Below are 9626 nucleotides of genomic sequence, written 5' to 3' on the forward strand. Positions count from 1 at the left end.
GTCCAGGCCTTCCTCGAGGCTGGCGGCGATCTCCTCTTCGGTCACCGAACGGTTCGGCCCGCCGCGGATGCCCAGCAGGCGCAGCGTGCCCTCGGTGCAGAACGACAGCAGCTTGACGAACGGGCGCGCCGCCATCGACAGCCATTCCATCGGCTGCGCGACCAGGCGGGCCACGTTCTCGGGATACATCTGCCCGAGCCGCTTGGGCACCAGCTCGCCGAAGATGATCGTGAGGAAGGTGATGCACATCACCACGAGGGCGGTGGCGGTGATGCCGGAGGCCTTCTCGTGGATGTTGAATGTCAGATGGATCCAGGCGGCCAGCGGCTCGGAGAAGGCGGCCTCGCCGACGATGCCGTTGAGCACGCCGATCGAGGTGATGCCGATCTGCACGGTGGACAGGAACTTGGTGGGGTTCTCGTGCAGGTCCATCGCGGCGCGGGCGCCTTCGTCGCCGGTTTCCACCATGACCTGCAGGCGCGCCTTGCGACTGGCGGTGAGCGCCATTTCAGACATGGCGAACAGACCGTTGAGGATGATCAGGAAGGCGAGGAGCGCTATGTCCATGGAAGCACGCTGCCGGGGCCCGGCCCGGAACGCGCAAAACGACGAAGGCCGCAAGGGTAGCAGATGGCGCCGGCGGGGCCGTGACGGGGTGGGCGGGCAGAATCCCGGCGATGAACTACCTGATCGGTGACCTGCAGGGCTGCTGCGACCCGCTGGAGCGCCTGCTCGAGAAGATCGGCTTCTCTGCCTCGCGCGACCACGCGTACCTGCTGGGCGACCTGGTGAACCGGGGCCCGGCCTCGCTGCGCACGCTGCGGCGGCTGCAGCAGCTGGGGTCGTCGGCCACCTGCCTGCTGGGCAACCACGACCTGCACCTGCTGGCGGTGGCGCACGGGGTGCGCAAGCCGGGGCGGCGCGACACGCTGGGCGAGATCCTGGACGCGCCGGACCGCGGCGCGCTGATCGACTGGCTGCGCCGCCAGCGGATGGCGGTGCACGCGCATGGCTGGCTGATGGTGCATGCCGGCGTGGTGCCGCAGTGGGACCTGGCGACGACGCTGGCGCTGGCCGGCGAGGTGGAGCAGCGGCTGCGCAGCGACGACCTGGCGGGTTTCCTGCAGGTGATGTACGGCAACGAGCCGGCGCGCTGGGACGCGGCGCTGCAGGGCGCCGACCGGCTGCGCTTCGCGGTGAACGTGCTGACGCGGATCCGCTTCGTGGCCGCCGACGGCACGCTGGACATGGCAAGCACCGAGGCGGCGGACGCCGCGCCGCCGGGGCTGTTCGCGTGGTTCGATGCACCGCAGCGCCGCACGGCGGGGGTGCCGATCGCGTTCGGGCACTGGTCGACGCTCGGGCTGACGATCCGGCCGGACCTGATGGCGCTGGACACCGGGTGCGTGTGGGGCGGGCGGCTCACGGCGGTGCGGCTCGCGGCCACGCCGGAGGTGGTGCAGGTGGACTGCGAGCAGGCGCAGCAGCCCGGCTGACCGGAACGCCGGGACTACAATCGCGGCCTTCTTCAGGAAGCGTGGCCGAGCGGTTTAAGGCACTGGTCTTGAAAACCAGCGACGGGCAACTGTCCGTGGGTTCGAATCCCACCGCTTCCGCCAACAACACCATCGGGAAGGCTGACGAGCACGGAGGCAAGTCCCGCGGCCGCACAGGCATGCGACCATGCCGACGCACCCGCCCTTCGCTTCACGGCGGCAGCCAGGGGCAACGTAGCGGCATGAAGTGGAAGAACAGGAACCTCCGGGAACTCGCACACATCATCTGCGGTGACGCTACCCCGTCGGAGGTCAGCTACTTCCGATACCGGTCGAGCATGTTCATCACGGAGTTCTTCGAGGACTGCGACCTGGACTTCATCCATGACGGGTCCACGCGCTGGGCCTGGGTGGCTGCCCGCCTGGAGGAGGTACTAGCTCTGCCCCACTCAGGCCCAGCTGTTCCGCCCGATGCTTTCATACGGATCATTCGCGCGGTGCTCGACAAGGGCGAAGCTCAGAAGGCTGACCCGGATCGCAGCAAGGCACTTGCTGCCTTGAACGTGGTCCTCGCCCGGGAAGGCTGGGAAGCGTTCTACGACGAGAGTGGTGTCGGTCAACTTCGGCACTTGCCTACCAAGAGCGTGGTCCAACTGGCGAACCCCCATCGCCCCATGACGCCGGCAGAGCTGGAGCGCCGGGAGCAACTCACGGCGTACCTGAACAAGTGCTCCGAGGACGAGCTCATCGAGGAGTTGCTGCTGCCCCTGTTCCGCCAGTTGGGCTTCCACCGCATCACGGCAGCGGGCCACAAGGACAAGGCCCTGGAGTACGGCAAAGACGTATGGATGAAGTACACCCTGCCAACACTTCACGTCCTCTACTTCGGGATACAGGCCAAGAAGGGGAAGCTCGACTCGGCGGGCGTTGGCAAGGACGGCTCAGCCAACGTAGCCGAGATTCATAACCAAGTGAGCATGATGCTCGGGCACGAGATTTTCGACCCCGAACTCAATCGTCGTGTCCTCGTGGACCACGCCTTCATCGTCGCCGGTGGCGAGATTACGAAGCAGGCGCGCAATTGGCTCGGCAACAAGCTCGATGCGACCAAGCGCTCCCAGGTCATGTTCATGGACAGGGACGACATCCTGAACCTGTTCATCGTCACGAATCTACCGCTACCCAAAGGCGCGTTGCCGCCGTCGTCGAATCCATTCGATGACCTAGACGACGAAATCCCGTTCTAGGCCTCAGCATCAGGCCCCACGGGGATCATGTGCGACACCGCGAAAAGAACGACCCCGAGAGTGGGGCCGTTCGAGAGTGGGATGTTGCCTACTTGGTCGGCTCGACGGTTTCGCCCAGACGCCGGTACACGCTTTCGGTAGTCTCCTGCTGAGTGTGGCCGAGCAGCTTGCTGGCGTGTTCGACAGGCAGTTCACTGGCCGTCTTCGGACGGATGTCGCGGAACTGGAACGCGCGGATGCGTGAGGCCAGGTCTTTGTCATCAGCCTCCGTTGCCGCCTTGACAGCAGTCGCCCGAGCATCGTCAAACCGCGTGCGCAAGGTCCACTGGTTGAGCGGCCGAGCCGACAAAGTGGTAATCATGAACATGCTGGCCACCTTCCCCTCGCGGTTCTTGATGCGGTCGATGAGCTGGCCGAACTCGGTGCGGGCGCTCCCCTCATTGAGCAAGATGCGCAGCTTCTTGTTGGTCTTGCCCTGCTTGACCGAGAGCGCGCCGTTGCGAACAGCCCTTGTCGCCGCAGAGCGCGTCAGTGATCGAGCGTTGAGCCGAGCGCAAAAAAGCCCGGACGCGAATGCCCGGGCAAGAGAGAGGAAACAACTACCACTAACGAAGATGCGAAGGTCGCCAAAAGCAATTCAATGACCTCCACTCTCGTATAGCGCGCCAGGACCCCCATGCCGCTACGCGCAGCAATCGAGAAAAACCGCCAGCTCACGGGGTGTTCTTTCAACGAGGCGGAGTCAACGAGCATCGACAGGTCAGACAGGCAGGATTCCTCTTGAGCTTCCACCGAGGAACCACCTAGCCGGTCCGACTAGTCGAAATAGACTGATCGCATACAACCCCAAGGAGGTCCGCGTGACAGAACCGGCATCGGAACAGCTCCCGCTAGAGGAGCAAGAGGGATCGCTCAAAAACCTGAATCGCTTCATGCGACTACTCAGAGACCACGACGAGCGCGCCCTGGTGCTATCGCTCGCCACGTTCCTGGAGGACACGCTGGGCCGCCTATTGCTTGCCTACTTCCGAGATTGCAAGGCCACCCGGGAACTCGTAGAAGGCTTCAATGCACCACTTGGCACCTTGGGTGCCCGCATCAAGGCCGTCTATGCCTTCGGCCTCGCAACAGAGGAGCAGTTCAGAGACATGGAGATTCTGCGGAAGGTGCGCAACCAGTTCGCGCACAACTGGGAAGGGGTCTCCCTGGAGAGGAATGACATCGCGGCAATGATCGGCCAGTTGTCGGGCTACACATTCGACCGGCAGTCAATCCCTGGAGGCCCGAAGGACCGTCTCCGCGAGACCATGACGAGTTGCTGTGTCGAGCTGMACCTATTCTTCACTCGTATTGAAGAGGGGAAGGCCGTCAAAGCTCCCGATGTCAGCTTTCGGCTAGCGACCACGCCGCCTAAGCCGACCTACGGTCCTCGGTACGTTCGATGACGTCTGCGCACAGGAGAGCATGACAATGACCGAGTCAAACAGGCCCGAGGGAACCCCGCTTGTGATGGCGGTTAGCGCGCCCCTCAAGCTCATAGCGAAGGACGGCCGGGACAGCTGGAAACCCACGCTGCAAGACATCAACCGTTCGACGTACGACTATCTGAAGCTCAATCGCGCGAGCGGCTTCATCGACGGGAACGTGGCTCCGTACATGATGCTCGTGGGCTTCGATGGGACCTTGGCCATGCCAGCCCTTCCAGAGTTCTCACAGGCGGATGTCGCGCTCAGAATTTTCAACCGGGTCTTCCTGGAGATGCTGCTGGGCGGTGTCTACACGGAAGGCGCGGCACCCTCTGACATTTGCTCCGGGTGGCTGTTCAAGACTGGCTACATACGCCTGCTGAGTCGCGGCAGCCGGAACACGGCATTGCATTCCGCGCTACGCGACCGGAGCGCCAGCGTAACCGACAACATTGTGCTGCTTGATCGCGTGCCAATCACCATCGCCGCCCTAGAGAAGGCCATTCAGCGCGGCCGCTCCATTCTCTCGACGTGCGAGCCCCTTAGCCCTGAGATTGCGCTGGCCGGCACCACCCACTATGTCGCAGGCGCGCTCGCCGAATCGCTGACCTGCCTTTGGACGTCTATTGAACAGGTAGTGAGCAGGATATGGCGGCTTGAGGTGGAGGCCAAGGTCCAGGCGGATGCGATCCCAAATCGCAGTGGATTCCTTAAGGACTATCGCGTCTGGACCACGTCCGCACGAATCGAACTTCTCTTTCAGAAGGGCCTCATCGAGGCCGAGACCTACCGGCTGCTCAACCAGGCGCGCAAGGCGCGCAATGAATTCATCCACAGCGGCGCCCAGCCCGACCTGACGGAGGCAACCGCGGCCCTGAGCGCGCTGTTCCAACTCCTGTCGTCGTGCTCTAGCGACTACAAGAACACCCACCTACTGGACGAAACGTGCGGACAGATCATTGCCCGATGCATTAGGACGCCCCGCAAGGACGAAAGGCTCGAACCGAGCTATTGGAGGGACATCGCACGACTGCCCGGTGAGCCACAGTTCAAAGGGAAGTACAAGCCATTCGACTTGAAGCTGAAACCCATCACGTCATTCGACCCAGCATATGCCAAGAAGGCTGCGCGTGCGAAGGCGAAAGTCGACGACCCCAGCAACGGGACAGTGTGATGCCAAGCGCCAGGATGAGCCGTGGCCGGGCAAAAACCGCCTCCGCTAGCTTCCAATGAAAGTACAGCCAATCAGTTCGAGTTGGGAGAGAGTGAGTGGCATCGCAGAGTCAGGTGAATTTGATCGTTGGCAAGTGCTGATGAAACAGGACTCAGGCCGACCTGTCGGTTGCCGTTGCCATCTCGGTGGGCGGCACGGCCAGAGCCACGGTCCAGTGCCCGCCGGGCTCCTGACGCAAATCGAGCAGATCGTAGGTTTTCAGCATGTTGACCAGCCCCGCATGCCCATAGGTTTGGGGTGAGAAGGATGGGTCAGCGCGCCGCAAGTACGAGCCGAGGGTCGCCACGTGGACGCGTCCGTCGGGCGAATCTGCCGCCAGGAGTTTGACGGCGGTGACAATCGACTTCGGCCGCTGCTTGGGCTTTGGCGCCACGGCCGATTTGGTCGCTTGAGGTGCCGCCTGCGAGGCATCTGCCGGCTCAGGCGGCATCCACTGGAAGAACTGGTCGCTGGCGTTGCGCAGCGCTTCCGGCGTTTTCGTCTCGCCGATCACGTGCACTGTGGCGCCACGCTCGCGCAGCTTGCGGCAGAGACCGGCAAAGTCAGAATCGCTGGTGACCAGGCAGAAGGTGCTGGCCCGCTGGTCAAAGAGTGCCTCGATGGCGTCCATCGCCAACGCAATGTCGGAGGTGTTCTTGCCGGGGGCATAGGCGTACTGCAGGCAGGGGGTGAAGGCTTGCTGAACGAGAACGGTCTGCCACTTGTTGGCCAAGGCGGCGTGGCTGCCAAAACCCCGCCTCAGCACTACGCGCCCGAACTGGGCCGCCACCCGCAGCGCGTAGTCGAGGATGTCCGGGTCTGCGTTCTCGCAGTCGACCAGTACTGCGACTTTGGCGTCAATTTCCACTGAAGTCGATTGCATGCTGCCTCCCCCGCCGAATTGTTGTCCAGCCTTCGCAAGACGACCTGCCAGCGGTCGTGCGGCTCAAAGGCCACGGCGTTGGCGCTCATGTTAGCCAAGGGAAAGAAGCAGATATGCGATGCCACTGAAAATATGGCGGAACAATGCAATGAATCGCCTGGGCGGCAACCATGACGGCGTACCGTGTGAGCAGTATTCAAACGTCGGATGAAACCAGATGGCCTCGCCAGGGACTTTGCGGGAAAGGCTCCCCTTGTCGAACTCAGAACGCTCCTATGCATGGCAATGCTTCGCCTGCGACGCATCCAATCCACCGCGCGCCGATCTCTGCGCAGCCTGCGGCTTCCCCGCTCGCGCCACGGGAAAGCAGATCGGTGCAGCACGCGCCTCCAAAGCAACAGCGGCCAGACCGGGGATCGTTCCAGCGGACCGCAGCGCCATCGATTCCCTCATCGCGGCCCTGTCGCCGCTGCCGATGTGGCGCAAGGTCCTCGTCGTCCTCGGCGGATCGCTGTGCGTCGGCGGCGCCTTCTGGCTCAAGGTCACGATGTCGCTCGCCGGGGTGGCATGGGGCCTCGGCGCGCTGGCGCTGGGCATGCTCGTCGCAGGGCTGTCGCAGGTCAGCCGTAGCACCACACCGTCATCGAGTGCACCCGATTCCGTCGGCCCGTGACGCCGATACGCCTCACGCCAGGCTGATGCTCCCATCCTCGTCATCCGCCCGCAGCCACCCGATCGCCAGCGCGATCAGCACGCCGCCGATCACCATCRCGATCCAGCGCCAGTGCCGGTTCGACTCCACCAGCTCACCGTCGCGCGCAATGTGCACGCACTGGCGCAGCAAGCGCGTCGCCTGCACCTGGATCGCATCGCCATCCTTCAGCCGCTGGTACGCCGCATACCCGACCGAGCAACTCGCCACCTGCCCGCCCACCAGGTGCAGCGTGTAGCTGGTGTCGCCGGAGCGGTTGTCGCGGCGCGCCGACTCACCATCGTTGACGTGGCTCGTGTGCTGGTCGACCCGCAGGGTTTCATCGCGCAGCGGCAGTGCGGTGTCGCTCAGCAGCACGACACCACCGATGAAGAACAGGCAACGCAGCAGCAGCTTGAACACAAGGCCTCACTTCGAAGGGTCGATCGGCTCGACCAGGTGCGCCCGGTTCGCGGGCGCGGCATACGGCTCGGGCCAGAACTCCACCAGCCGCGTGATGAGCCCGTCTTCCACCGTGAAGAAACTGAGCGCGCGCGCCGACTGCACGCCATCGGTGACCGACACGTCCGACACCGCCTCGCCCTGCCCGCCCACCAGCCGGTTGATCGCGAAGCGCCACGGCCCGTGGGCGGCGTACTCGGTGTTCATCTGCGCGAAGTTCTGCGCGCCGCGGATGCGCTCGTTCGACTGCGGCCACTCCAGCACGAWGCCAGGCGCCAGCACCTGCGCCACGGCAAAGAAATCGTTCGTCGCCATCAGGCGCCAGAACGCCTGGACGGTGTCGACGGCAGCGGGATTCGGCATGCCGGCATTGTCACGCCGAACCGCGCTTCGCCGCCGGCTCGGCCGGCCGCACCCAGCGCGCCAGCGTCGCGAACATCTCCTCGACCTTGATCGGCTTGGCAATGTGGTCGTTCATCCCCGCAGCCAGCACCTTCTCGCGATCCCCGACCATCGCATTCGCCGTCATCGCGATGACCGGCAGGTCCTGCAGCCGCGGCTGCCGGCGCAGCGCCCGGGTCGCCGCGAACCCGTCCAGCACCGGCATCTGGCAATCCATCAGCACGCCATCGAACGGCTCGCCCTCCAGCATGTCGAGCGCCTCCTGGCCGTCGTTGGCGACGCTCACGACCAGGCCGGCGCGCCGCAGCACGTCCAGCGCCAGCTCCTGGTTGATCGGGTTGTCCTCCACCAGCAGGATGCGCGCGCCGCTCAGGCCGGCCCGGTGCCGGGCCAGGTCTTCCTCGCGCTGCACCAGGCGCGTTGGATGGTGTACCGCCAGGCCGAGCGCCTTGCTGCAGGCATCCAGCAGCGTCGACGGCGTGACCGGCTTGGTGAGCAGCGCACTGACCGCGAGCGCCTGCTCGACCAGCCGCTGCTGCGCGTCGGCACGGCTGAAGGCCGTCAGCATCAGCACCATCGGCAGCGGGTGGCGCCGCCCGGCAGACCGTGACAGCAGGCGGGCGCACTCCATGCCGTCCATGCCGGGCATCTTCCAGTCGAGCAGCAACAGGTCGTAGGGCGCGTCGCCCGCGTCGGCCAGCTCCAGCCGGCGCAGCGCGTCCCGGCCGTCGCTGGCGGTATCGGCCGTCAATCCGAGCGCGCTGACCATCGCGGCGACCACGTCGCGCGCACTGGCGTTGTCGTCCACCACCAGGGCACGGCTGCCACGCAGGCCGTCCCGGCGCAACGCCGGCGGCTGGGCGGGCGCGCCCTTCTGCAGGTCGTAGTGCACGCTGAAGTGGAAGCGGCTGCCACGGCCCGGTTCGCTGTCGACGGCCAGCTCGCCGCCCATCAGCCGCACCAGGTTGCGGCTGATCGCGAGCCCCAGGCCCGTGCCGCCATGGCGCCGGCTGGTCGAGGCGTCCGCCTGCGTGAACGCCTCGAACAGGCGCTGCTGATGCTCGCGGTCGATGCCGACGCCGGTGTCGCGCACCTCGAAACRCAGCTGCACCGAGACCTCGTCCCGCTCGATCACGCCGATGGCCAGGACCACCTCGCCACGCTCGGTGAACTTGATGGCGTTGTTGCCCAGGTTCAGCAGCACCTGCCCCAGGCGCGACGGATCGCCCATCACCGCCGGCAGTTGCGGCGGCACCGCGAACACCAGTTCCAGGCCCTTCTCGTCCGCCTTCATCCCCAGCAGGTTGCTCACGTTGTCCATCACGTCGCCGAGGCTGAACGCGATCGTCTCCATCTCGAGCTTGCCGGCCTCGATCTTCGAGAAGTCGAGGATGTCGTTGATGATGCCCAGCAGCGACTCCGCCGAGCCGTGCACCTTCTGGATGTAGTTGTGCTGCTGCGGGTTCAGCCCGCTCTGCAGCGCCAGGTACGACATGCCGAGGATCGCGTTCATCGGCGTGCGGATCTCGTGGCTCATGTTGGCCAGGAACTCGCTCTTGGCCGAGCTGGCCGCCTCCGCCTCGCGGCGCGCCTGGCGGTCGGTCTCGGCCTGCCGGCGCTCGGTGAGGTCGACGATGAAGGCCACGCCCTGGTGCACCGAGTCGCTCAGCAGCGCCCCGCCGATCAGCACCGGCACCAGGCTCCCGTCCTTGCGGATGTAGTGCTTCTCGTAGGGCTGGCAGCGGCCGGTGTCGCGCAGCTGCTGG

Annotated in this window: 12 protein-coding genes and 1 tRNA gene; 6 read left to right on the plus strand and 7 right to left on the minus strand. The window is 65.1% G+C overall.

Features of this window, described 5'->3' with window-relative positions:
• The coding region (locus AC1D15_RS09360; RefSeq protein WP_477825778.1) for a CNNM domain-containing protein at nucleotides 1-567 on the minus strand (567 nt) is incomplete at its 3' end.
• A gap of 110 nt (nucleotides 568-677) precedes the next feature.
• Here AC1D15_RS09360 and AC1D15_RS09365 point away from each other — a divergent pair.
• The 3 genes from AC1D15_RS09365 to AC1D15_RS09375 all read left to right on the plus strand — a co-directional run bounded on the left by AC1D15_RS09365 (nucleotide 678) and on the right by AC1D15_RS09375 (nucleotide 2743).
• A complete protein-coding gene (locus AC1D15_RS09365; protein ID WP_477825767.1) occupies nucleotides 678-1496 on the plus strand; it encodes a symmetrical bis(5'-nucleosyl)-tetraphosphatase in 819 nt (272 codons plus the stop codon).
• Nucleotides 1497-1531: 35 nt separating this feature from the next.
• A tRNA-Ser gene (locus AC1D15_RS09370) sits at nucleotides 1532-1619 on the plus strand.
• A gap of 119 nt (nucleotides 1620-1738) precedes the next feature.
• Nucleotides 1739-2743: a hypothetical protein gene (locus AC1D15_RS09375; protein WP_477825768.1), complete on the plus strand. Its 1005-nt coding sequence runs from the start codon at nucleotides 1739-1741 to the stop codon at nucleotides 2741-2743.
• A gap of 88 nt (nucleotides 2744-2831) precedes the next feature.
• Here the strand turns inward: AC1D15_RS09375 and AC1D15_RS09380 are convergent, their stop codons facing one another.
• Both AC1D15_RS09380 and AC1D15_RS09385 read right to left on the minus strand, forming a co-directional pair.
• Nucleotides 2832-3191, minus strand: coding sequence for a site-specific integrase (locus AC1D15_RS09380; RefSeq protein ID WP_477825769.1), 360 nt, complete (start codon nucleotides 3189-3191; stop codon nucleotides 2832-2834).
• A gap of 80 nt (nucleotides 3192-3271) precedes the next feature.
• Entirely contained in the window at nucleotides 3272-3535 is a 264-nt protein-coding gene (locus AC1D15_RS09385; RefSeq protein WP_477825770.1) for a hypothetical protein, read from the minus strand.
• A 68-nt stretch (nucleotides 3536-3603) separates the two neighbouring features.
• Here AC1D15_RS09385 and AC1D15_RS09390 point away from each other — a divergent pair, with 68 nt between their 5' ends.
• Entirely contained in the window at nucleotides 3604-4188 is a 585-nt protein-coding gene (locus tag AC1D15_RS09390) for an MltR family transcriptional regulator (protein ID WP_477825771.1), read from the plus strand.
• Between the two features lie 25 nt (nucleotides 4189-4213).
• Nucleotides 4214-5383: a hypothetical protein gene (locus AC1D15_RS09395; protein ID WP_477825772.1), complete on the plus strand. Its 1170-nt coding sequence runs from the start codon at nucleotides 4214-4216 to the stop codon at nucleotides 5381-5383.
• Between the two features lie 151 nt (nucleotides 5384-5534).
• On the opposite strand, the gene AC1D15_RS09400 is transcribed toward AC1D15_RS09395, so the two are convergent.
• Complete coding sequence (locus AC1D15_RS09400) at nucleotides 5535-6305, minus strand: NYN domain-containing protein (RefSeq protein WP_477825773.1); 771 nt, start codon at nucleotides 6303-6305, stop codon at nucleotides 5535-5537.
• Between the two features lie 253 nt (nucleotides 6306-6558).
• Here AC1D15_RS09400 and AC1D15_RS09405 point away from each other — a divergent pair, with 253 nt between their 5' ends.
• Complete coding sequence (locus AC1D15_RS09405) at nucleotides 6559-6978, plus strand: hypothetical protein (protein ID WP_477825774.1); 420 nt, start codon at nucleotides 6559-6561, stop codon at nucleotides 6976-6978.
• A gap of 12 nt (nucleotides 6979-6990) precedes the next feature.
• On the opposite strand, the gene AC1D15_RS09410 is transcribed toward AC1D15_RS09405, so the two are convergent.
• The 3 genes from AC1D15_RS09410 to AC1D15_RS09420 all read right to left on the minus strand — a co-directional run.
• On the minus strand, nucleotides 6991-7419 hold the full coding sequence (locus tag AC1D15_RS09410) for a hypothetical protein (RefSeq protein WP_477825775.1): 429 nt from the start codon (nucleotides 7417-7419) through the stop codon (nucleotides 6991-6993).
• A 6-nt stretch (nucleotides 7420-7425) separates the two neighbouring features.
• Complete coding sequence (locus AC1D15_RS09415; protein WP_477825776.1) at nucleotides 7426-7821, minus strand: nuclear transport factor 2 family protein; 396 nt, start codon at nucleotides 7819-7821, stop codon at nucleotides 7426-7428.
• Nucleotides 7822-7831: 10 nt separating this feature from the next.
• Nucleotides 7832-9626 (minus strand): response regulator (locus tag AC1D15_RS09420; protein WP_477825777.1); only part of this gene is annotated, 1795 nt, incomplete at its 5' end.

Source organism: Rhizobacter sp. P2_H2 (assembly GCF_056403375.1).

Excerpts from the sequence above, each read along its gene's own strand:
- AC1D15_RS09365 (WP_477825767.1), top strand. The coding sequence starts at position 678 with ATGAACTACCTGATCGGTGACCTGCAGGGCTGCTGCGACCCGCTGGAG.
- AC1D15_RS09375 (WP_477825768.1), top strand. The coding sequence starts at position 1,739 with ATGAAGTGGAAGAACAGGAACCTCCGGGAACTCGCACACATCATCTGC.
- AC1D15_RS09400 (WP_477825773.1), bottom strand. The coding sequence starts at position 6,305 with ATGCAATCGACTTCAGTGGAAATTGACGCCAAAGTCGCAGTACTGGTC.
- AC1D15_RS09395 (WP_477825772.1), top strand. The coding sequence starts at position 4,214 with ATGACCGAGTCAAACAGGCCCGAGGGAACCCCGCTTGTGATGGCGGTT.